17 protein-coding genes and 1 tRNA gene are annotated in these 22,470 nt (G+C 59.4%); 1 reads left to right on the top strand and 17 read right to left on the bottom strand.

Annotated elements, in window-relative coordinates; genetic code table 11:
* The first annotated feature begins 21 nt into the window (after positions 1–21).
* Complete coding sequence (locus CRI93_RS09290; RefSeq protein WP_098062360.1) at positions 22–1,230, top strand: SGNH/GDSL hydrolase family protein; 1,209 nt, start codon at positions 22–24, stop codon at positions 1,228–1,230.
* 627 nt (positions 1,231–1,857) lie between these two features.
* On the opposite strand, the gene porV is transcribed toward CRI93_RS09290, so the two are convergent.
* The 17 genes from porV to CRI93_RS09205 form a co-directional block, all read right to left on the bottom strand.
* Positions 1,858–2,916, bottom strand: coding sequence for a type IX secretion system outer membrane channel protein PorV (gene porV / locus CRI93_RS09285; RefSeq protein WP_098062359.1), 1,059 nt, complete (start codon positions 2,914–2,916; stop codon positions 1,858–1,860).
* A gap of 486 nt (positions 2,917–3,402) precedes the next feature.
* Positions 3,403–3,642 (bottom strand): histidine kinase dimerization/phospho-acceptor domain-containing protein, encoded by a 240-nt coding sequence (locus CRI93_RS09280; protein ID WP_176521810.1) that lies wholly within the window; start codon positions 3,640–3,642, stop codon positions 3,403–3,405.
* A gap of 17 nt (positions 3,643–3,659) precedes the next feature.
* Positions 3,660–4,505, bottom strand: coding sequence for an MBL fold metallo-hydrolase (locus tag CRI93_RS09275; RefSeq protein WP_098062357.1), 846 nt, complete (start codon positions 4,503–4,505; stop codon positions 3,660–3,662).
* 42 nt (positions 4,506–4,547) lie between these two features.
* A complete protein-coding gene (locus CRI93_RS09270; RefSeq protein ID WP_098062356.1) occupies positions 4,548–5,189 on the bottom strand; it encodes an LON peptidase substrate-binding domain-containing protein in 642 nt (213 codons plus the stop codon).
* 118 nt (positions 5,190–5,307) lie between these two features.
* Positions 5,308–7,131: a sodium:solute symporter family protein gene (locus CRI93_RS09265; RefSeq protein WP_098062355.1), complete on the bottom strand. Its 1,824-nt coding sequence runs from the start codon at positions 7,129–7,131 to the stop codon at positions 5,308–5,310.
* A gap of 125 nt (positions 7,132–7,256) precedes the next feature.
* Positions 7,257–8,627 carry a dicarboxylate/amino acid:cation symporter gene (locus CRI93_RS09260; RefSeq protein ID WP_098062354.1) on the bottom strand — a complete coding sequence of 457 codons (1,371 nt, stop codon included), beginning with the start codon at positions 8,625–8,627 and terminating at the stop codon, positions 7,257–7,259.
* A 134-nt stretch (positions 8,628–8,761) separates the two neighbouring features.
* Positions 8,762–9,529: a DUF92 domain-containing protein gene (locus CRI93_RS09255; protein ID WP_098062353.1), complete on the bottom strand. Its 768-nt coding sequence runs from the start codon at positions 9,527–9,529 to the stop codon at positions 8,762–8,764.
* A 303-nt stretch (positions 9,530–9,832) separates the two neighbouring features.
* Positions 9,833–14,137 (bottom strand): DNA-directed RNA polymerase subunit beta', encoded by a 4,305-nt coding sequence (gene rpoC, locus CRI93_RS09250; protein ID WP_098062352.1) that lies wholly within the window; start codon positions 14,135–14,137, stop codon positions 9,833–9,835.
* Positions 14,138–14,260: 123 nt separating this feature from the next.
* Entirely contained in the window at positions 14,261–18,124 is a 3,864-nt protein-coding gene (gene rpoB / locus CRI93_RS09245; RefSeq protein ID WP_098062351.1) for a DNA-directed RNA polymerase subunit beta, read from the bottom strand.
* A gap of 606 nt (positions 18,125–18,730) precedes the next feature.
* Positions 18,731–19,111: a 50S ribosomal protein L7/L12 gene (rplL, locus tag CRI93_RS09240; protein WP_098062350.1), complete on the bottom strand. Its 381-nt coding sequence runs from the start codon at positions 19,109–19,111 to the stop codon at positions 18,731–18,733.
* A 155-nt stretch (positions 19,112–19,266) separates the two neighbouring features.
* Positions 19,267–19,809 carry a 50S ribosomal protein L10 gene (rplJ, locus tag CRI93_RS09235; protein ID WP_098062349.1) on the bottom strand — a complete coding sequence of 181 codons (543 nt, stop codon included), beginning with the start codon at positions 19,807–19,809 and terminating at the stop codon, positions 19,267–19,269.
* 80 nt (positions 19,810–19,889) lie between these two features.
* Positions 19,890–20,600: a 50S ribosomal protein L1 gene (gene rplA, locus CRI93_RS09230; protein ID WP_098062348.1), complete on the bottom strand. Its 711-nt coding sequence runs from the start codon at positions 20,598–20,600 to the stop codon at positions 19,890–19,892.
* A 90-nt stretch (positions 20,601–20,690) separates the two neighbouring features.
* Positions 20,691–21,128 carry a 50S ribosomal protein L11 gene (gene rplK / locus CRI93_RS09225; RefSeq protein WP_098062347.1) on the bottom strand — a complete coding sequence of 146 codons (438 nt, stop codon included), beginning with the start codon at positions 21,126–21,128 and terminating at the stop codon, positions 20,691–20,693.
* 181 nt (positions 21,129–21,309) lie between these two features.
* A complete protein-coding gene (nusG, locus tag CRI93_RS09220; RefSeq protein WP_098062346.1) occupies positions 21,310–21,867 on the bottom strand; it encodes a transcription termination/antitermination protein NusG in 558 nt (185 codons plus the stop codon).
* Positions 21,868–21,973: 106 nt separating this feature from the next.
* On the bottom strand, positions 21,974–22,153 hold the full coding sequence (gene secE, locus CRI93_RS09215) for a preprotein translocase subunit SecE (protein ID WP_098062345.1): 180 nt from the start codon (positions 22,151–22,153) through the stop codon (positions 21,974–21,976).
* Between the two features lie 66 nt (positions 22,154–22,219).
* Positions 22,220–22,293, bottom strand: a tRNA-Trp gene (locus CRI93_RS09210).
* Positions 22,294–22,344: 51 nt separating this feature from the next.
* A partial coding sequence (locus CRI93_RS09205; RefSeq protein ID WP_483869238.1) for an EF-Tu C-terminal domain-related protein occupies positions 22,345–22,470 on the bottom strand: 126 nt, incomplete at its 5' end.

Here is a 22,470-nt window from a genome sequence, read left to right as displayed (position 1 = left end):
TCTCTTTCCCTCTAACGTCTTATGTACACATTCCGAACACGACTTTCCGCGCTGCTGTCTGCGCTCTTGATTGCAAGCGTTCTCCTGCTTGCTGGATGCGATGACGATTCGCTTACGCCTCCACCCGTTGAAGACGACCTGTTTGCCCGCTACGTATCACTGGGCAACAGCATTACGGCGGGCTTACAGTCCAGCGGCATCAACGCTACCACGCAGCAGGATGCCTACCCGGTGTTGCTGGCCGAACAGATGGGCACGCCCTTCAACAGCCCCCTGCTGGCTGGCGATGGCTGCCCGCCTCCTCTTACCAATGCTATAACCGGTGAACGCGCAAGTAGCACACCGTGTGGACTGCGCCAAGCTCCCCCGGTGCGCCTGAATAATGTGGCCGTACCGGGCTCCGCCGTCGTTGATCTTCTTGACAACAACGCCCCGAGAAACAATGCCAACGTGCTAACCCAACTGTTCTTGGGCGGGCGCACACAGGTGGAAGCCGCAGTCGAAGCCGAACCCACATTTGTGACCATCTGGACGGGCAACAACGATGTGCTCAACGCGGCCTTTGCAGGTGTCGTTACCCCTGAAACGGTCACCTCTGTGAGCAACTTTGAGGCACGCTATACCGAAGCGCTGAATGCACTCGAAGGGGCCGGCGCGCAAGGCGGTGTGCTCTTCGGCGTGAGCGACATCACGCTGATTCCGCACTTCTCTGCTGGGGCGGCTTATGCGGCTGCCGAAAACCAGATAAACGCCGTTGGGAGCAGTCAGAGTCCGGCCTGGGGATCATTCAGTGTTGATGCCAGCTGTGCCCCCAGCCAGCAGGGCACTACCACGTTGGTGCCTGCTAACTACGGACTTTCTGAACTGCTGGCCCGTGCGCTTGAAGGCGCGGATGTGACGCTGAACTGTGCCACCGACGAACGCGTGCTTTCTGGGGAAGAAGTGGCCCTGGTACAAAGCCGCGTAGACGCCTACAACAGCTTCATCCAGAGCGAGGCCGATGCGCGCGGCTGGGTCTATCAGCCCATCAACCCGACGCTGAATGAGTTGCGTGAAAGCGGCGCCATCCCGCCGTTTCCGAACTTTTCGGATCCCAGTGGGGACTTCTTCGGCACCGCCTTTTCGCTTGACGGCATCCACCCGAACAGCGCCACGCACCGGATTGTGGCCAACACAACGATTGAAGCAATCAACGCAGAGTATGGCACGTCGCTCTCGACGGTCGAGTAGCATGTGACGCTGTCACCGTCTGTTGCCCCTTACACACGAAAGCGCGGAGCCCACACATGGAGGCTCCGCGCTTTTTTGTTTGGCTTATTACAGCGGGTTGCAACATGGTGGTAGACATACGCAACTCGGCGCGAGGCTCCGCCTCGGTACGTGTTTAGCGACTTGTAGCCCGGGACTGGTATTCCGACAGCGGTCGGAAGGACGTCCCGGGCGGTGTCTGGGCTACGTTAGCGGGGCAGAGGGGCCCGAAGGGTCATACTTTTTGTGCCCCTGAACAGCCTGCGTCACACGGCGGAGGGGCCGAAGGCCATGCCTGTTGTACCATGTGACGAGAGGGCTAAACAGATACCCGCCTCGTGACGCCCTAACCAGGAGGCTCTGCTTTCCCCCTGCACCGAGCAGATTCTGGACTGGAGAGGCGACTGGATGGGTGGTTCACCTGTTCGCTTTTCCATATACCAGCGACGCATGCAAACGTGCACACTGCGAGGCACTTCACGGACTGTTAGCGGCCTATACCTCTACAAAAAAAAGCTGCTCCCAAGCGATGCGTTTCACGCTTGAGGAGCAGCCATATATTTCAAGGACACACTTCCGTATCCGCCCTAAAAGGAGTTATGCGCCGTGCTACTGAAAGGAGAGCAGCAGGCTAAACCGCAGGGTGTCGGAGAGCGGATTGTCTTCTTCGAGCGTGTAGAGGTACGAGAAGTCGATGCCCACGATATTCCAGCGTACGCCAGCCCCGAAGGTGAGGAACTGACGGTTGCCGTTGTCAGGGTGCTCGTAGAAGTAGCCGGTGCGCAGCGCAAAGAGATCGGCGTACCAGTACTCAAGTCCGCTCCCCACGGTGAATTGGTCGACGACGCCCAGCTCCGAAGCTTCGCCATCGGGGCCTACTTCGCCCGGGCGTGAACTCCACGAGTTAAAGATCGACTGGTAGAACGGGTCGGGATTGGCGCCGGTAGAGTCGACGCTCACCAGCTCTTTGTTGAAGTCGTTCGTGACGGTGAGGCTGTTGTACTCGTCGAAGTCGAACGTAAAGGCGTACCCAAAGCGCAGGTTGGTGGGAATGGCCTGTTTCTCCTCGGAGTAGCGGATGTACGTCCCCATGTTGGCAAGATTGGCACCCCCCGAGAACGTGGTGGGCACGCCAAAGAGGCCAAACGGACGACTGCGATAGAGCGCAGACAGGTCGAACGTGCCGGTGGTGGCCGTGCCGCTCTCTACGTCGCCATCGCTATCGGACAGTTTTGAGTAGACAAAACGAGCGCCGCCGCCGATGCTAAACGTTTCACTGAGGCGGCGTCCGTACGACAGGCCGGTTGCCATTTCGAACGTGTTATCGAAGCGTACGCGGTTGCCGCTGCCGTCGATCACCTCGAGTTCGCCCAGGTTCAGAAAGATGACGTTCCCCCCAAAGGTGCCCACGCCGTCTACGTGGTAGGTCCCCACCAGATACTCATAGAAGAGCCCAGCGTCAAACTCGGGGAGCCAATTGGCGTGCGTAATTCCTACCTGTGAGTTTTCTTGAAACCCCAGGCCAGCCGGGTTCCAAAACATAGCGTTGGCATTGTCGGCCAGAGCTACGCCGGTATTCCCCATGCCTGCCCCTCGGCTGTCGGGCTCAATGCGCAGAAACAGCGCTGACGACTGCCCCAGCTGGGCATGGGCGGCCGTTGTAAGCATGAATAGAAGGAGCGCGGTTCCAGCAAAGCCAATCCACTGCCGGAGGGGTCGGTGAGGGTAAGTCAAAGTCATGAGTGCGAGCTAACTGCGTTATCGATGTACGGAAAACGACGGCTGCCTGTGGGCAGTGCACGTCGAAAAAAGAGCGTATCAGTTTGTATCGATAGACCGCAGGTGGATGACAAAGAACAGCGTGCTTATGAGGGTAGGCAATGCATCCCTTAAAAGCAAGACGGGGCGTTGTGGCTATGCGTTGCATATCCTTTTGCACAGCAGCGTGTCGATGCATCGGCCCGCCCCGCACAGGCATCCATGCTCACTATAACCGGCTGTGTCGCTTTTGCTTACCGGCTGATGCCCTGGAAGGGGCAAGCGCTGGACCTTCTTATGCCGGATCCAGACGACCGGGAGTCGAGGTTTTGTACGGGTTTTACATATGGCCTTTCTGCGATGCTCGCAAGGCTCAACATGTAAGATTGCCAGCGTTTACTCTCCCTCCAGCTCGTCCCGAAGGTCTTCAAGCCGCTCCAGTCGTTTCGAGAGCTGGTTCGTTGCATCGTGAATGTCTCGAAGCGCTTCTTGCACCGGACTGTCATCGCCTTCTTCTTTGGCAACCTCAATTAGAAACTGAGCATTCCCGTGAATGATGGAGAGGGGATTATTTACGTCGTGTATAATCTCGCTGAGCACGCGGTGCAGCGCATCGGCATCGGGATAATTGGCCATAGGAGGCGGGGGTCGGGTTAGGAAGAACCGGCGGGTACAATGCGCCATCCACGATCGGAGGCGTGCGCATGTCCCTGCACAACGATGGGGTCATGTTCAAAGAGTAGTGTCCACCCGTGCGCTTCTGCATCCCGCAAGAATCTTGCCTTTTCATCAATCGTCTGCAGGGGAGCAATGTCGTACGCCATCGTCCAGGCGGCCCCGGCATGGTGATGTGTGGGGAGTAGGTCGGCTACAAACACATAGGTTGCCTCGGGGCCACTCACCTTCACCAGTTGCTGCGCGGTGGTGTGGCCGTCGACACACCGCAAGTCGATGCCCGGCATCAGCGTGCCTGCGCCCTCATGGAATGTCCACGCCACCTGGTCGGCCAGGGGGTCGAGAATAGCGGTGCGAAATGAGTTTTTTTCTTTGGGATTCGGAGCCCGCGCCGCCTCCCAATGTCTGGCCTGCACGTGATGCGTAGCCTCGGGGAAGCGCGGCACCACCTCATCGTTATGGCGAACGACCGCGCCTCCACTATGATCAAAGTGCAGGTGCGTAAACACCACGTCGGTCACCTCCGACGGCACCACGCCTGCCGCGTTGAGGCTATCCGCAAGCGTGTGCACTGAGTGGTCGATCCCGAAGATGGACTGCTCTTTTTCCGAGAACGTATCGCCGATGCCGGTATCCACCAGGATGCAGCGGTCGTTGCCCTGTATCAACAGGCAGCGCATGGCCAGTTCGATACGATTTTGATCGTCGGCGGGAATGCGCTCGTCCCACAGCGGCTTAGGCACAATGCCGAACATGGCGCCGCCGTCGAGCTTAAAGGTGCCCGTTTCGAGTTGGTGGAGCGTGTAGGGTCCGCATTCGATCATAGGACGGTGTGGGCTGCTGCACAAGATCGCGACGCATGCAACCTACACATCCTCGGGCGGAAAGTCTTTGAAGTGCCCATTCGACTTCACGCGGCGCTGCAGGTCTTCCTGCTGTTCGACTTGCGGGATGAGCGTTCCGAAGTGCTCTACCAGATAGTTCACGCGTTCAAGCTCGGTACGCAGTTGCAGCACCTCTTGCTTCTGCTCCAGCGACAGCCCCGCGTTCTGCGCCAGCACAAACGAGAGCGGCCGGTCGGTTTGGTAAAGCCCTGGCCGCACAGTGCGCCCGGCCAGTTCGAGCAGTTTCATGTGCTGGGTGATCATGCGCTCACGCAACGACGGATCGACCTCGTCCGAGGTATCTGCAATAAGGGTCACGTCGGCCGTGTAATACGAGGCGCGGTCGTCAAACACTTCCTCGATGCGAAACCGCTCCTGCCCCTTGGCAATCAGATCAGCGCTCCCGTTCTCGTACCGCTTCAAAATACGCTGGATGTGCGCGGTACACCCTACCGAGGCAATAGACCCCTCCTCGGCCAGCACCACGCCGAAGGGCGCGTCGTGCGTTGTGCAAAACGCCATCAGGTCTTTGTAGCGCTCTTCGAAGATGTGCAGCGGCACCTGTTCATGCGGGTACAGTACCAGACCGAGCGGAAAAAGCGGGAGGTCATCAATGGTAGACATGGAGTTTGCGTGGGCCCGTGGGTAAGTAGCGTAAGTCAAACCTACGTGCCAAAATGGGTGTTTCCCCACACCTGCATTCGAGTGTGCAAAGCCTGTTCTTTATTGCGGCGCGACTGGTTCAGGGGGAGGCCGAAGGGGCTTCCTCGCTTTCGATGATGGGAGCTGCCCCCTGGCGCAGCCGGTACAACGCATATCCCGATACCAGCGCAACGCTACTGCATCCCACAGCCACAGCCGGACGCAGCAGCAGCGCACCGCCGGTTGCGAACATAGTGCCGAAGAGTAGACCCACCGCCGCCACCGTGCTCCAGATGCTGCGTGACAGCGAGGCCGCCGGGGCCACCCCCGTTTCGGCCCGCTGCCGCGCCCACCCGGGTCCGCCTGGACGCGCCATGCGGTAGAAGCGCCGCAGGGTCTTGGCCGATTCAGGCTTCGTGGCGTACATCACACTGATCCACACGATGCCCGTAAGCACGGTAATGGCACCCAAGCGCAGCCCAAAGTCGTCGATGATTGCGCCGGGATAGAGCGTGGTGGTCAGTCCAATCAGAAAGCCCGCGCACATGGCCGACAGCTCGGCCCACGCGTTAATGCGCCACCAGAACCAGCGCAGAATGAGCACCACGCCAGGCCCGGTGCCAATGGCAATGACGAGCCGGAAGATGGTGGCTACGCTCTCCGAGAAAAACGCAGCGACGGCCCCGATTGTGGCAATGAGCAACGAGGCGGCGCGTCCGGCCAGCACCAGTTCATCTTGCGTGGCCTCTGGACGCACAAAGCGGGCGTACACGTCGTGCGTGAGGTACGAGGCGCCCCAGTTAATCTGGGTGGATACAGTGCTCATAAACGCCGCCAGGAGCGAGGCCACCGCCAGCCCAAGCACGCCCACCGGCAGGTAGTCGAGCATGAGCTTCGGGTAGCCCATCTCGGGGTCCTCAAGGTCGGGATACACCACGAGCGCCGCCAGCGCTACCAGCACCCACGGCCAGGTGCGAATGACGTAGTGCAAGATGTTGAAGAGCCAGGCCGCCCACTCGGCATGCTGCTCATCGCGCGAGGCCACCAGGCGCTGAATGAACTCGCCGCCCCCATCGGAGCGCCGGAACGTCCACCACTGCACAAAAGCATACGCAAAGAAGGTGGACGCCGAAATCCCCGCAAACGCGCTCCACCCAATGCGCAGCCCGTCGTCCCAGCCAATCTCAAACGGCACAAACGCCAGCACGTCAAAGTCGGTGGCCGCCTGGGCCTGGGTCACGAGTCCGCTGAGCCCGCCCACCTCGGGGCTTCGAATCGCGAACCAGGCCACGAGCACCGCTCCAATCAGAGCCAGCACAAACTGCACGAAGTCGGTAGCCACCACGCCCCACAGGCCCGACAGGCCCGCGTACAGCAGCACAAACACAAGCAGCACCAGCACCGACAGCATCTTCGGGTCCAGGCCCAGCACCGTGCCGCCCGTGGGGATGCCGAGGAGCGACCAAAACGAGAGCGCCTCCATCACCTTCAGCGCCGCCAGCATGATGTAGCCAATCCCGATGCAGTTAATGGGCACCGCAAACAGAAACGCCTTCACGACCCGCAACACCGCAGCCGGACGCCCGCTGTAGCGCATCTCGATGAGTTCGGCATCGGTCACGACCGCGCTGCGCCGCCAGAGTCGCGCAAACACGTAGATGAGCGCCACATGGCCCACCCCGAAGGCCCACCACTCCCAGTTGCCTGCAATCCCCCGCTCGCCCACGACCCCTGCCACGTAGAGCGGCGTGTCAATCGAGAACGTGGTGGCGGCCATCGACGTGCCAGCCAGCCACCACGGCAGCGAGCGCCCCGAAATGAAGAAGTCTTCGACCGACTGCGAGGCGCGTCGCGACAGGTAGGCCCCCAGCGCCAGCGCGCCAATCAGGTAGAGCGCAATGATGAGGCCGTCAATCCAGTGCATCCACAGGAGGGCGTTGGACAAAGCACAGTAGCAGCAACGATGCGTTCAGCATCAGGGGGATGCAACGCTCCGCCTCCCCCTGATGCCCCTGATGCATCGTCAACGTCAGGGGACAGCAGTGCAGGTTATGCCTCTGAGCCCGAGGCTGCTTCTGGAGTTGCTGTTTCCAGCGTACCGGCTCCGTTCGTTCCGACCTGCATTGCATCCTCCACGTCGCGAAGTGCATTTTCGCTCTCGGCCACGACGGAAGCGACCATCGTATCGCCCGTGATGTTGTTGGCTGTGCGCAGCATGTCGAGCGGACGGTCGACCCCCAGAATGAGTGCAATGCCCGCACTGGGCACACCAACTGATTCCAGAATGACGACGAGCATGACGATGCCCGCGCTGGGCACGCCCGCGGTGCCAATCGACGCCAGCACGGCGATCAGAACAATGTTGAGCTGCTGCACCATCGTAAGATCCAGGCCCAACACTTGCGCAATGAACACCGCCGCGACGGCCTGATAGAGCGCGGTGCCATCCATGTTGATGGTCGCCCCCAGGGGCAGCACAAACGACGAGATCTCTTTCGATACGCCCAGATTCTTCTCGCTCACCTCCATCGTAACCGGCAGTGTGGCGCCGCTGGATGAAGTCGAGAACGCGACCAGTTGGGCGGGAGCAATGGCCTTAAAGTACTCAGGCACGCTTTTGCGCGTGAAGAACGTGATGAACAGCGGATAGACGATGAACACCATCACGGCCAGGCCCAGCACCACCGTTAAGCAGTAGTAGCCGAGCGCGCCCAGCAGCGCCCCAAGCTGCGCCGGGCTGTCGGCGGCGATCGATACAATTGCATCCGCCAGTAGCCCGAACACGCCCACCGGTGCGGTAAGCATGATAAGCCCCACCACCTTGATAATAAGTGTGTTGAGGCTGTCGAACACGTCGATGAGTGGCTGCGCCTTTTCACCCGGGATGAGAAGCAGCCCAATCCCAATCAGGAACGCCACGAACACCACTTGCAGCATGTTGCCGTTGTCGGAGGCGGAGTTGAAGAAGTTGGCAGGCACCATGTCAACGATGGGCTGCAGCGGACCACGGTCGGCGGCGTCTTCGGCAAAGGCTTCGCGCTCGCCCACGTCGTCGCGGTAGGTTTCTTCGAGCTGGGTTTGCATCTCAGGGGGCACCGAGCCGCCCGGATTCAGCGTGTTGACGAGGGTCAGCCCCACCAGCAGTGCAATGACGGTTGTAATCAGATAGAGCCCGATGGTCTTGCCGCCGATGCGCGAGAGCTTGTTCAGATCGGCCAGTGAGGAAATGCCCACCACCAGCGAGGCCAGAATCAGCGGCACCGCAATGAGCTTGAGCAGGTTCAGAAAGATGGTGCCGAATGGCGCGATCCAGTACGCCGTAAACTGCTGCCAGCCTTGCGCAGCCCCCACAACGCCGTAGGCCAGTCCGAGCAGAAGACCAATGATAATTTGCCAATGCAGCTTGCGATACCAGGGCATAGGGGATGCGTAGGTTGCGGTGGAAGGTAGTGGGGAAAGGTGTTGGGCACTCATGGATCAACACAAGAAAAGGAGCCTGCGTCCCGGAAACAAGGGGTCCTGCGGTGTTTTGCAACGCGAGATGCGAACTCGTGTCAAAACAGCCACTCTGTGCTGCTGATAGCGAGGGCGCTGCCTGCCAGCGTGGCCAGTGCGTTGACGCCGCTGTTGGTGAGCAGGCGAAATCCACGCGCCGGTGTGTCGGATGCCGCGGCCGGTGTGTCATGCAGTGTCGTGTCGCCGGGCGTTGTGTACTGCGCCTGAACGAACGCGCCGAGCATGCTATCCACGAGGCTTCCGACTACCCCGCTTGCAGCCACACATCCGGCCATGCTCCACGAGAGCGGGCCGACGCCTGCAGCCAGAGCGGCGATGACGCTTGCCCCCACGACGCCGGCTGCGGTGCCTGTGACCGAAATGGCCCCCGACGCACCGGCTTTCACCCAGCGCCCCGTAGCGAGCGACCATGCCTGTCCGTGCCAGCGCGTCCCAATTTCGGTGCCCCAGGTGTCGGCGGTGGCGGTGGCCAGTGCGCCCGTGAACGCCAGGTAGGCCACCATGTCGTCGGTGTAGGGCAGCGCGGCAAGGGCCCCCCACGCCACACCACCATTGGCGAGCACCTGCACTGCTGTGCGAGGCGGCGTCGTTTCGTTGGACGGCCCCTCCAGACGGGCCAGCAGGCTACCCGAGACCACGAACGCGGCCAGGGGGAGCGCACAGGCTGTGCCTCCAACGAGAACAACGTGCGCGCCCAGTGCGCCTCCAAGCCCGGCGCCTGCTTTGGTGAGCCAGCGCATTTTGTACACGACCACGGCGATGCTCACGGCCAGCGCGCCACCGATTGCAAGCTTGGTGTAGAGCATAGGGGTGGGGCGTTATGCTACGTATCCTCAAAAAAAGGAGTTATGCGTTCCGTTCAATCCGGGCATTCGTTATTTCTTACGTACAAACGGGGCAGAGGGGCCCGAAGGGTCATGCCTGTTGTGCTCCGGAATGACCCGTATTGAATCCCTTCGGTAGCCGGAGAACGTGGGCCGAATGCTTTCGGTGCTGGAAGCGCCCTTACGAACATCTCCGGCCGCAATCGGACGGGCAAACAAAAAAACACGCCCTGCTGCCATAGCGGCCGCAGGGCGCGATTTAGGTGTGTTGTGGGATGTCGTGGGTTACTGCTTCACCGACGACTCCAGCTCTTCTTTCGAGGGCGCGCCATCGCCTGCGGCTCCGTTGCCGCCAATGGCTGCCTGAAGCTCTTCGAGCTCCGACTTCGAGCCGACCACGATGTCGCGGTACTCGTGCTGGCCGGTTCCCGCCGGGATGGGATGCCCCACCACGACGTTCTCTTTCAGACCGTGCAGCGGATCCTCTTCGGCGCGGATGGCCGAGTTGGTAAGCACCTTGGTCGTCTCCTGGAACGACGCGGCCGAGATGAACGAGTCGGTGGCCAGTGCGGCCTTGGTGATACCCAGGAGCACCGGACGCCCAACGGCTGGGCGCGCTTCGCGCACCTGAATCTCGGGCTCGTCGTTGCGCTTGAGCTGCGAGTTGATCTCGCGCAAGCGGCGGCGGCTCACAACTTCGCCAATCTTGACGCTGTCGGAGCTGCTCGGGTCGGTCACGACAAACTTGTCATGCAAGTCATCGTTGACGCGCGCCATCTTGTGGCGGTCGACCACATCCTCTTCGAGGAAGTGCGTATCGCCTGTTTCCACAATGCTGACGCGCTTCATCATCTGGCGTACGACGACCTCAATGTGCTTGTCGTCAATCTCGACGCCCTGCAGGCGGTAGACCTCCTGAATCTCGTTCAGCAGGTACTCTTGCACGGCCCGCGGGCCCTTAATCTTGAGGATGTCGTGCGGCGCAATCGTTCCGTCGCAGAGCTGATCGCCCGCCTGTACGAAGTCGTTTTCGTGCACCAGCATGTGCTTCGAGAGCGAGACCATGTAGGTCTTCGTCATCTCGTCTTCGCGGCTGGAGATGATGACTTCTTGCTTACCACGCTTGCGGTCGCCAAAGCTAACGATGCCGTCGATCTCGCTGACTGCCGCCGGATCCGAGGGCGTGCGCGCCTCGAACAGTTCGGTAACACGGGGCAGACCACCGGTAATGTCGCTCTGCTTCACCGTTTGGCGCGGAATCTTGGCCAGCACCTTACCGGCCTGCACCGAGTCGCCTTCGTCCACCTGGATGCGCGCCTGTGTAGGCATGTTGTACTCGCGGACATCGTCTTCGTCCACGCGCACTCGCACTGCAGGGGTCAGCGTGCGTTTCCGGCTTTCGGTAATCACTTTCTCCCGGTGGCCGGTTTGCTCGTCCGTTTCTTCCTTGTAGGTGGTGCCTTCGATCATGTCTTCGAAGACCACCTCGCCGTCGACCTCGGAGAGGATAACGCTGTTGTAGGGATCCCATGAGGCGAGCACATCGCCCTTGTCAACCGAGTCGCCTTCTTGCACCAGCAGTTCAGCGCCGTACGGCACGACCTGGCTGTTGAGCTCACGGCCTTCATCGTCGAGGACCGAGATTTCGCCCTGGCGTGTGAGCACGATTTCTTTCGGTCCGTCGGTGTCTTCGTACATCACCGTGCGCAGGTTCTGGAAGGCGAGCGTACCCGCCGACTTCGTCTGCATGGTGCTTTCGGATGCGACCGCGCTGGCGGCGCCCCCGATGTGGAAGGTACGAAGTGTAAGCTGCGTGCCGGGCTCGCCAATCGACTGCGCCGCAACGACGCCCACCGATTCGCCCACCTCGACCATGCGGTTTGTGCCCAGGTTGCGCCCGTAACACAGCGTACATACGCCGCGGCGGGATTCGCAGGTGAGCACCGACCGAATTTCGATCTCTTCGATCGACGTCTCGGCAATATGCTGGGCCACCTCTTCATCAATGAGCTCGTTGGCGCCCACGATGAGGTCGTCGGTCTGTGGGTCGTACACATCGTGCACCGTAACGCGGCCCAGGATGCGCTTGCTAAGCGGAACCACCACCTCTTCGTTGTCGGTCAGGGCGGACACTGTAATGCCGCGCAGCGTGCCGCAGTCGTGCTCGTTAATCGTCACGTCTTGCGAGACATCAACCAGGCGGCGCGTCAGGTAGCCCGCATCGGCGGTCTTCAGAGCCGTGTCGGCCAGTCCCTTACGCGCGCCGTGCGTGCTGATGAAGTATTCCAGCACCGACAGGCCTTCCTTAAAGTTGGAGAGGATCGGGTTCTCGATGATCTCGCCGCCGCCTTCCCCGACGTTTTTCTGCGGCTTGGCCATCAGACCACGCATCCCGCCCAACTGACGGATCTGCTCTTTCGAGCCACGCGCACCGGAGTCGGCCATCATATAGATGGCGTTAAAGCCTTCGCGGTGTTCTTTCAGCGTCTGGAAGAGCACCTCAGACACCTGGTTGTTGGTCTGCGTCCAGATGTCAATGACCTGGTTGTAACGCTCGTTGTCGGTCGTGAAGCCCATTTCGTAGTTCGACTGGATCTTGTCGACCTCCGCATTGGCTTCTTCGACGAGTTCTTCCTTCTTGTCCGGCACCACAATGTCGGCGAGCGAGAACGTAATGCCGGATGTGGTGGAGCGTCCGTATCCCATGCGCTTCATCGCATCCAGGAACTGGGACGTTTCCTTGAATCCAACCGTTTTCAGAATGCGCGAGATGATCGGGCGCATGTTTTTCTTCGTGAGCACCTCGTTCACGAACGGCACGCCGTCGGGCACAATCTCGTTGAAGAGCGTGCGCCCAACTGTCGTGTTGAGAATGGTGCTCGGGTCGTCAGGATCACGCAGCTCGATCTTGGCATGCGTGGCCACGATGCCCTGGTCAAAGGCCTGGCGCACCTCGTCGACCGAGGCAAAGCGGCGGCCTTCGCCTTTCTCGCCGTTTTTGGCCTTCGTCATGTAGTAGAGGCCCAGGATCATGTCCTGCGTGGGCACGGTCAGCGGCGAGCCGTTGGCCGGACTCAGGATGTTATGGCTACTCAGCATGAGCACCATGGCTTCCAGGCACGCCTCGTGCGAGAGCGGCACGTGAACCGCCATCTGGTCGCCATCGAAGTCGGCGTTGTACGCGGTACAGACCAGCGGGTGCAGCTGGATGGCTTTACCCTCGGTAAGCACCGGCTGAAACGCCTGGATGCCGAGGCGGTGCAGCGTGGGCGCACGGTTCAGCATGACCGGGCGGCCCTGGATCACTTTCTCCAGGATGTCCCACACGGCAGCCGTGCGTTTCTCGACGTACTTCTTGGCGCTCTTCACCGTCTTCACGATTCCGCGCTCGATGAGGCGGCGAATGATGAACGGCTTGAAGAGCTCCACGGCCATCTCTTTGGGGATGCCGCACTGGTGCAGTTCCAGGTCGGGACCAATCACAATCACCGAACGGCCCGAGTAGTCGACGCGCTTGCCAAGCAGGTTCTGACGGAAGCGCCCCTGCTTGCCTTTCAGCATGTCCGAAAGGCTCTTCAGCGGACGGTTTGAGGAGCCGCGCACCGAATTCGATTTGCGGCTGTTGTCGAAGAGCGAGTCGACTGCCTCCTGCAGCATACGCTTCTCGTTCCGCAGGATCACCTCGGGCGCTTTGATGTCAATGAGGCGTTTCAGACGGTTATTGCGGATGATAACGCGCCGGTACAGGTCGTTCAGATCCGACGTGGCAAAGCGTCCGCCATCGAGCGGGACGAGCGGGCGCAGCTCCGGCGGAATGACCGGGATCACGCGCATCACCATCCACTCGGGGCGGTTTTCGGTGCGCTTGTTGGCATCGATGAAGCCTTGCACCACGTTCAGGCGCTTCAGCGCTTTGGCTTTGCGCTGCTGGCTGGTTTCGGTTTTCACCTGGTAGCGCAGTTCCTGCGCGAGCTTCTCCAGCTCCAGACGCTTCAGCATCGTTTCGACCGCTTCCCCACCGATCATGGCCAGGAACTTCTCGGGGTCGTCGTCGGGGAGACGGTTGTTGTCTTCCCGAATCTGGTAGAGGATGTTGAAGTATTCCTCTTCCGTGAGCAGTTGGTTCTGCTCCACACCCAGGCGCTTGGCCGTACCGGGCTGGATAACGATGTACTGCTCGTAGTAGATGACCTTCTCCAGGTCCTTCGACTTGAGGCCCAGCAGGTGGCCGATCTTGTTCGGCAGCGTCTTGAAGTACCAGATGTGCACCACGGGTACGCTGAGCTTGATGTGGCCCATGCGTTCGCGGCGGACGGCCTTGCGCGTGACCTCTACGCCACAGCGGTCGCAGATAATCCCCTTGTAGCGGATGCGCTTGTACTTGCCGCAGTGGCATTCGTAGTCTTTGACGGGCCCAAAGATCTTCTCGCAGAAGAGCCCGCCCATTTCCGGCTTGAACGACCGGTAGTTAATCGTTTCCGGCTTCAGTACCTCGCCATACGAGCGTTCCAGAATGTCTTCTGGAGACGACAAGTTGATCGAGATCTTGTTGAAGTCCTTTTCGATGTTTTTTGAGTTTCCGTAAGGCATGTAGCAGTGTGCTATTTGAGAGTGGCAGAGAGCGGCCCGTGCAACCGCTCGGCACGGAATGCCTGTGCACCGGCGCCCACGGTGCAGCCCCGTGGGCGCTCAGGTACGTGTGCAGATAACGCGTTAGTCGAGGTTGACCTCCAGCCCCAGACCTTGCAGCTCGCGTACCAGTACGTTGAAGCTTTCTGGCACGCTGGGCGACGGCATGTTCTTGCCTTTCACGATCGACTCGTAGGCACGCGAACGGCCTTGCACATCGTCCGACTTGTACGTCAGCATTTCTTGCAGCGTATGGGAGGCTCCGTAGGCATACAGCGCCCACACCTCCATTTCGCCCAAGCGCTGACCGCCAAACTGCGCCTTACCACCCAGCGGCTGCTGCGTAATCAGGCTGTACGGCCCGATGGAGCGCGCGTGCATCTTGTCATCAATCAGGTGGCTCAGCTTCATCATGTAGATCTGGCCCACGGTTGTCTTCTCATCGAAGGGTTCGCCCGTTTGGCCGTCAATGAGTTGGGCCTTGCCATCGCGTGGGAGGCCGGCTTCTTCGAGCTTATCCGCGATGTCGTCCATCGTGGCCCCGTCAAAGATCGGCGTGGCAAACTTCTTACCGAGCTTGTCGCCCGCCCAGCCAAGAAGGGTTTCGTAGATTTGGCCGAGGTTCATCCGCGAGGGCACACCCAGCGGGTTCAGCACAATGTCGACGGGCGTACCATCGTCCAGATGCGGCATGTCTTCGACCGGTACAATTTTGGCAATCACGCCCTTGTTGCCGTGGCGGCCCGCCATCTTGTCGCCGACTGAGATTTTACGCTTGCGTGCCACATACACCTTGGCCATCTGCACAATGCCGGCGGGCAGTTCGTCGCCCATCTCGACCTGGTGCTTCTCGCGCTTCTCCTTGCCGTCGATCTCGCGGCGGCGCACTTTGTAGTTGCGCAGGAGCGTAGCCACCTTCTCGTTAAGGTCGTCGTCGGTGGTAAACTGCGCCTTGGTGCTCAGGTCCTGCGGCTCTGCGCTGTCGAGCGCCGAGCGCGTAAGTTCGGCTCCTTCAGGCAGAATGTCGTTGCCGTCGCGGTCTTTGATGACGCCGGAGGTTTCTCCGCCCACCAGGTTGAAGAACTTATCCCAGAACCGCTTGTCGAGATCAGCAACCTCACGCACGTGGGTTTCTTCGATCGCTTCAAGACGCTTCTCCTCCATCTTCTTGGAGGCGGGATCGAGCTGGCGGCGACTGAACAGCTTCGTGTCAATCACCACACCGTCCATGCCCGGCTTGGCCTTCAGCGAGGCGTCTTTCACGTCGCCCGCTTTGTCGCCAAAGATCGCACGCAGCAGTTTCTCTTCGGGCGTAGGATCGGTTTCACCCTTCGGTGTAATCTTGCCTACAATGATGTCGCCCGGATTCACCTCGGCCCCCACGCGAATAATACCGCGTTCGTCAAGGTCCTTCGTGGCTTCCTCCGAGACGTTCGGAATCTCGCGCGTCAGCTCTTCTTCACCGCGCTTCGTGTCACGCACTTCGTGCTCAAACTCCTCGATGTGGACCGAGGTGTACACGTCGTCGGCCACGAGGCGCTCGCTAATCACGATGGCATCCTCAAAGTTGTAGCCGTGCCACGGCATAAACGCGCAGAGCACGTTCTTGCCGAGGGCCAGCTCGCCTTTCTCGGTGGCGAATCCTTCCGTCATCACCGTACCGTCTTCGACCTTGTCGCCGACCTGCACGATCGGTTTCTGGTTCATGCAGGTGTCTTGGTTGGTGCGGCGGAACTTCACGAGCTTGTACTCGCGCACCGGATCTCCAAAGGTCAGATCATCTTTTTCGGCGTCTTCTTCGTAGCGGACGACGATGCGCTCGGCATCCACATACTCGACTTCGCCTTTGCCTTCAGCCACAATGACAGCACGCGAATCTTTCGCGGCGCGGCCTTCAAGTCCAGTACCCACAATGGGCGAATCACTACGCAGCAGGGGCACACCCTGGCGCTGCATGTTCGATCCCATAAGCGCACGGTTGGCATCGTCGTGCGAAAGGAACGGCACAAGACTGGCCGAGGGCGAGACAATCTGGTTTGGCGCTACGTCCATGTACTCGACCTCTTTGGGCGGTACAATGGGGAAGTCGCCCTGGTGGCGGCACGTGACCTGATCGGTCTGGAAGTTGCCGTCTTCGTCAATCGGCGCGTTGGCCTGTGCAATAATGTGACGGTCTTCCTGATCAGCAGCCAGGTACTCAACTTCTTCTGTCACCACGCCATCTTTCACGACGCGGTACGGCGTTTCGATGAAGCCGAACTCGTTGATGACGCCATGCACGCAGAGCGATGAAATCAGGCCAATGTTCGGGCCTTCTGGCGTCTCAATTGGGCAGAGGCGCCCGTAGTGCGTGTAGTGTACGTCGCGCACCTCAAACCCGGCGCGCTCACGTGTCAGCCCACCCGGACCAAGGGCCGAGAGGCGGCGCTTGTTTGTCAGTTCAGCCAGCGGATTTGTCTGGTCCATGAACTGGCTTAGCTGGTTCGTCCCAAAGAACGTGTTGATCACGCTCGAAATGGTCCGTGCATTTACCAGGTCTTGCGGAGTAAACTTGTCGGCATCCCGCAGATTCATGCGCTCCTTAATGGTGCGGGACATGCGAGCCAGGCCCAGCGAGAACTGCGACCCGAGCTGCTCGCCCACCGTTTTCACACGGCGATTGCTCAGGTGATCAATGTCGTCGGGCGTAACCTGTCCATTCTTCAGGCGAATGAGTTCCTGCACAATGCCCACCACATCGTCGCGGGTGAGCACCGTGGTGTCGGGATCCACATCGATCTGCAGGCGGCTGTTGATACGGTGGCGTCCCACATCGCCCAGGTCGTAACGTTTGTCGGAGAAGAACAGGCGATCCAGTGCATTGCGAGCGGAGTCGAGGTCGGGGGCTTCCGAGCCGCGCAGTTGGCGGTAGATCTCACGGAGCGCCTCTTCCTCGTTGTGCGTCGCGTCTTTTTTGAGGGTCTCAACGAGCGTTCTCATGTCGAGCTCGTCCTCGCCGCGATTCTCGCGTACGAGATACATGCGCTCGATGTCATGCTCGCTGAGCGTCTCCCAGTCCTCTTCTTCCAGCATGTGCTCAGCCGGCAGAATCACCTCGCGCTCAACTTCCTCCTCGACGACCTCGCCGGTGTCTTCGTCAACAATTTCGACCTTGCGCTCCACAATGACGGAGGTCGCAAGCTCGCGGTCTACATACTCATTGAAGGCTTCCTGGCTGTCGACCTCTACTGTGTCAGCGAGATCGAACAGGTTGATAATTTCGTCGTCGGAGGAGACGCCGAGCGCACGCAGGAGCGTGGTGACGGGCACTTTCTTCTTCCGGTCGATGTAGGCCCACAGCACGTTCCGAATGTCGGTTGCGAACTCCATCCACGAACCGCGAAATGGAATTACACGGGCGGAGAACAGTTGCGTACCGTTCGAGTGCGTGTCGGTGCCAAAAAACAGGCCGGGGCTCCGGTGCAACTGCGCAACGATCACGCGTTCCGCGCCGTTCACGATGAACGTACCGCGGTCGGTCATAAACGGAAGCGTACCGAGGTACACCTCTTGCTCGATAGCCTCGATGGCTTCATCATCGCCATCCTCTTCCTTGCTCGAAAGGCGGAGCGTCGCCTTCAGCGGAACCGAAAAGGTGAGGCCTTGCGCAATGCACTCCTCAATGGTGTGCTTCGGCGCATCGAGCCCGTAGTTGACAAACTCAAGCGTGTAGCGCTCGCGACTGTCTTGAATCGGGAAGTGCTCGTTGAACACCGCTTGAAGCCCCTCGTCGTCCTCCCGGTCTTCTGGAGGTACGTCGTCTTGCACAAAGTCGTGAAACGACTTGAGTTGAATGTCCAGAAAGTCCGGATAGTCCCAAACCGTGGGGATCCGGGCAAAGGATTCTCGTTCGGGCGGGTCTTGCAGGTGACCATTAGTAACAATGTCACCGCTGAGCAGCGTGGGCATAGGCGGAATAACTCCTTAAACAGTTGGGGAATACGCGCAAGCGTGCGACCCGTGCGTGCGGGCACAGCTCCAGGGAGCCGGTGTGAGCCGTTAATCAGCTCTGTGAGTATGGCTCCACAAAGCAGGCGGCTCTACAAAGAACGACGCACACGTTGGGGGTGAAGCAGAGATGAGGGTGTTCTCATCCGCATGCAGAATAGAATCGGAGCGAATGGAAACCGGGGGTAGTCGCGACAGATGCTTCAATGCCAGGGGGCGTTCGTTCGCAGGAAGCCCTACGCAATAACATATTGAGCGTCATCGCACAGGCGGGGTTCGCGAATCACAGCAAAGATGAATACCGATGCTGAATAACGTTGTTTCGCGGTGCGAGTATTTTACTGAACTTGGCCCAAAGACGGCATCATCGGCAGCACTCAACTTTCTACTATGGCCTACTATGTATGGCCTTGTTGTCATCTGGCTTTACTGACAGATTTACTCGGAAAGAGCGCCTGTCGCATACGAACAAGGGCCCACCCCTGCAGACAGAGGTCGGCCCTTGGGCATATGTTTTGCTTTGCACACGGCTAACAGGGCAACAAACCCTGGTGCCGTGACATTGCCTTACTTAAGCTCGACTTCGCCACCGGCTTCTTCGAGCTGTGCTTTCAGTTCATCAGCATCTTCGCGCGAAACGCCTTCCTTAACAGGGCTGGGCGCTTCGTCGACAACGGCCTTGGCTTCTTTAAGCCCGAGCCCAGTGATAGAACGGACTTCCTTGATCACAGCAATCTTATTGCCGCTCACGCCCGTCAGTACCACGTCGAACTCCGTCTTCTCTTCAGCGCCGTCGCCTTCGCCACCAGCGGCACCGGGGGCTGCTACAGCCACACCTGCCGAAGCCGGCTTGATGTCGTATTCTTCTTCAAGGTAGTTGGCAAGCTCGCTGGCTTCCTGAATGGTAAGCCCTACAAGCTGTTCTGCGATTTCTTTAATGTCTGCCATAGGTAAGTTGGTGTCCTGCAGCGGTCTGTGCACCCGGTCTAAGGAGGGCACTGCGCTGCTCATTAAGGGAGAGTACGATAGGAGAGAGTGCACAGGGCACTCTCAAAAGGGTAAGCTCCTCGTAGGAGCCTACCAGGCGGCCTACAACGCGATGTTTACGCGTCGTCGTCGCCGTCAGCGATGCTCTGGATAGCGCCCGCCAGCGTACTGGCCGGGGCATTAAGAGCACCAGTGATGTTCTGTGCCGGCGCAAGCATCAGACCGATGATGTCGCCAATCAGCTCTTCGCGCGACTTCAGGTCGGCCAATGCATCAAGCGCATCAGGCCCGTCGTAAAGATCACCTTCAATGTATGCAATCTTCAGCTCGGGGCGCTCGCTTTCATTGTCTTCAAGAAAGTCTTGAATGACACGCGCAGGCTTCGCCGGGTCGTTGCTGAATGCAACGGCGGTAGGACCGCTAAAGTGCTCCGAGAGCACCTCAATGTCGGTATTGTCGATCCGGTCGATGGCCAGCTGAGCCAGCGTGTTTTTGCAAACGGTGTACTCGACATCGGCCTCGCGAAAACGGGCCCGCAGTTCGTTGGTCTCTGCTACGGTAAGGCCCGAGAAGTTCGTCAGGTAGATGATCGAGGAGGATTCAAACTGTTCGGTGAGATCGTCAATGATCTCAGCCTTTTTGGCACGCGTCAGAGGCATATCGGAGGGAGGGTCGAAACGGAGGAGTACGGGAGGGCGCACAAGGGCATACGGCGCCGTGTGCAGGTGGCGCAGCGTGGTTAACGCGTTTCCGTGAGCACTGTGCTACGGTCGACCGATACAGGAGGACCCATGGTGGCAGAAAGGGTGATTGAGCGCAGGTATATCCCTTTGGAGGAGACCGGGCGCAGGCGCACCACTTCCTTCAAGAAAGCCCGCGCATTATCGGCGAGCTCCTCAGCCGAAAATGAGGCCTTGCCAATGGCCGTGTGCATGTTACCATGCTTGTCAACACGGAACTCAATCTTTCCTGACTTCACCTCTTCAACGGTTTCGGCCACGTTCATCGTGACCGTCCCGCTTTTGGGGTTTGGCATCAGGCCGCGCGGCCCGAGAATACGCCCCAGACGTCCCACTTGGGCCATCACATCGGGCGTGGCAATAACCACGTCGAAGTCGAGCCAGTTATCATTCTGGATGCGATCCACGTATTCCTCAAGTCCTACGTAGTCGGCCCCGGCTTCTTCGGCTTCGGCCTGTTTGCTCTCGTTGGCAAGCACGAGCACCGTGGTTTCTTTGCCTGTGCCGTGCGGGAGCACAACAGCTCCTCGCACCATCTGGTCGGCATGGCGTGGGTCTACGCCCAAGCGCAGGTCCAGATCAATGGATTCGTCGAAGCTGGCCGTTGCTGTCTTCTTCGCCAAGCCCGCTGCTTCCTCAAGCGTAGATGGGCTCGATGCCTCCTCAAGGAGGGTTTCAGCGTCGGCGTATCGTTTTCCTTTTTTTGCCATAAGTCGGTAGGTTGTGCGGTACAAGCGCCTGCCAGGGGCAGACTCCCGCGCTGTTCGTAGAGATCAGTGGAGGGTAGCTGGCTTCTGGGGTTACCCTTCGGGCTTGTCGCTTACCTTGATGCCCATAGAGCGCGCCGTTCCCGCAATCATATGAGCACCCTGCTCAATGCTATGCGCGTTCAAGTCTTCCATCTTACGCTCGGCAATATCGCGGCAGTCGTCCCACGACACGGTGGCCACCTTCTGGCGGAGCGGGTCGCCCGCGCCACTCTCAATCCCCGCTACCTGCTTCAGCAAAACCGAAGCGGGAGGGCTCTTGACGATGAAGTCAAATGAGCGGTCGGCGTACACCGTAATGACAACCGGGAGCAGAAGACCCATCTGGTCCTGCGTCTCGGCGTTAAACTTCTTGCAGAACTCCATGATGTTTACGCCATGCTGCCCCAGTGCAGGGCCAATGGGCGGAGCCGGGTTCGCCTGTCCGGCTTTAATCTGGAGCTTAATTTGCGTGTTTACTTGCTTTGCCATAGGTCGGTACGCGGTTCAGACGCCCGTTTGGGCTCCCGCTGTTTCGTTAGTGGAGGTAACGGAGCAATGTACATCGAAAAAGGCCCTATCCACCCAAGAGGAGGCGGGGCCTTGTGGGATTCTCAGGCGTGGAGCACGATACCAGGTGCTTTACCAGCGCCGCTTATCATATTTGGCACTGTCACTCTTCGTGCTCAACCTGCAGGTAGTCAAGCTCAACAGGTGTCTTACGCCCGAAGATGGACACCATCACACGGACTTTCATTTTTTCGGGGTAGACTTCTTCAACAAACCCATTAAAGCTGTCGAAGGGTCCATCAACAACCTTTACCGGGTCGCCCACCTTAAAGGGAATCTCAGGCTGCTCGCCCATCGCATCGGCGCGATCCATGCGGCCAAGAATGCGCTGCACCTCATCTGGACGGAGCGGCGTTGGATCGTCACCGGTTCCCGATGTCAGGAATCCGATAACAGAGGGCAACCCAGACACAGTATGCTGCAACTGCTCGTTCATAACGGCATGCAGCAGAATATAGCCCGGGAAGAACGTCTTCTCTTTGGTCTTCTTCTTTCCGCCGCGCATCTCGAATACGGTTTCAGTCGGGATGAGGACCTCGTCAACGAGGTCCTCCATATCCAGACGCTCCAGCTCGCTTTCCAGAAAACGGCGTACTTTTTTTTCGTGCCCGGAGAAGGTCCGTAGCACAAACCATTTCTTTATGCCGTTTCCGCTTGACATGGGGGCTGGTAGAGGTAAGGGGCGAGAGCAAGAGAGAGTGGGGCAAGGACTGGTCGGTCGGATGCGCAGGACGCGTGCTGAAATGCACATCCAGTTCGTGATCCGATTAGTAGATGAACCCCATGATGGTGCTCACAACCTGATCGGCTACAAAGATGAAGCCTGATATCATAACGGTTCCAAGAAGCGTAATGAGCGTGCTGCTAACGAGCTCGTCGCGGCTGGGCCAGCTCACCTTACGCATTTCGGCAATCACCTCTTGGATGTACTCGCGAAGCCACGTCATAACATGCGGGGGCCTGGAAGCGCGCTGCACAACTGGCAGCACTCTTGATGAGAAAAACGCTCGTTGCACGGGCGGCAGGACTTGAACCCGCAACCGGCGGTTTTGGAGACCGCTGCTCTGCCAAATTGAGCTACGCCCGTGTGTCGGACCTGCTCGCTAAGAAGCAGGTCCGGTGATCTTACAATTTGTTGTTAGTCAAGGATTTCGGTAACGACGCCGGCGCCCACGGTGTGCCCGCCTTCGCGGATCGCAAACCGCAGGCCCTCCTCCAGCGCAACCGGCTGGATCAGCTTCACCGTAAACGTTGCGTTGTCGCC

Source organism: Longimonas halophila (genome assembly GCF_002554705.1).
GTDB lineage: Bacteria > Bacteroidota > Rhodothermia > Rhodothermales > Salinibacteraceae > Longimonas > Longimonas halophila.
The sequence above is the reverse complement of the archived record's forward strand: the minus strand, read 5'-3'. Positions and strand labels throughout refer to the sequence as shown.

What these genes read in the sequence shown, in the direction of transcription:
- CRI93_RS09290 (WP_098062360.1), top strand. Translation starts at nt 22, where the DNA reads ATGTACACATTCCGAACACGACTTTCCGCGCTGCTGTCTGCGCTCTTG.
- porV (WP_098062359.1), bottom strand. Translation starts at nt 2,916, where the DNA reads ATGCTTACAACGGCCGCCCATGCCCAGCTGGGGCAGTCGTCAGCGCTG.
- CRI93_RS09280 (WP_176521810.1), bottom strand. Translation starts at nt 3,642, where the DNA reads ATGGCCAATTATCCCGATGCCGATGCGCTGCACCGCGTGCTCAGCGAG.
- CRI93_RS09275 (WP_098062357.1), bottom strand. Translation starts at nt 4,505, where the DNA reads ATGATCGAATGCGGACCCTACACGCTCCACCAACTCGAAACGGGCACC.
- CRI93_RS09270 (WP_098062356.1), bottom strand. Translation starts at nt 5,189, where the DNA reads ATGTCTACCATTGATGACCTCCCGCTTTTTCCGCTCGGTCTGGTACTG.
- CRI93_RS09265 (WP_098062355.1), bottom strand. Translation starts at nt 7,131, where the DNA reads ATGCACTGGATTGACGGCCTCATCATTGCGCTCTACCTGATTGGCGCG.
- CRI93_RS09260 (WP_098062354.1), bottom strand. Translation starts at nt 8,627, where the DNA reads ATGCCCTGGTATCGCAAGCTGCATTGGCAAATTATCATTGGTCTTCTG.
- CRI93_RS09255 (WP_098062353.1), bottom strand. Translation starts at nt 9,529, where the DNA reads ATGCTCTACACCAAGCTTGCAATCGGTGGCGCGCTGGCCGTGAGCATC.
- rpoC (WP_098062352.1), bottom strand. Translation starts at nt 14,137, where the DNA reads ATGCCTTACGGAAACTCAAAAAACATCGAAAAGGACTTCAACAAGATC.
- rpoB (WP_098062351.1), bottom strand. Translation starts at nt 18,124, where the DNA reads ATGCCCACGCTGCTCAGCGGTGACATTGTTACTAATGGTCACCTGCAA.
- rplL (WP_098062350.1), bottom strand. Translation starts at nt 19,111, where the DNA reads ATGGCAGACATTAAAGAAATCGCAGAACAGCTTGTAGGGCTTACCATT.
- rplJ (WP_098062349.1), bottom strand. Translation starts at nt 19,809, where the DNA reads ATGCCTCTGACGCGTGCCAAAAAGGCTGAGATCATTGACGATCTCACC.
- rplA (WP_098062348.1), bottom strand. Translation starts at nt 20,600, where the DNA reads ATGGCAAAAAAAGGAAAACGATACGCCGACGCTGAAACCCTCCTTGAG.
- rplK (WP_098062347.1), bottom strand. Translation starts at nt 21,128, where the DNA reads ATGGCAAAGCAAGTAAACACGCAAATTAAGCTCCAGATTAAAGCCGGA.
- nusG (WP_098062346.1), bottom strand. Translation starts at nt 21,867, where the DNA reads ATGTCAAGCGGAAACGGCATAAAGAAATGGTTTGTGCTACGGACCTTC.
- secE (WP_098062345.1), bottom strand. Translation starts at nt 22,153, where the DNA reads ATGACGTGGCTTCGCGAGTACATCCAAGAGGTGATTGCCGAAATGCGT.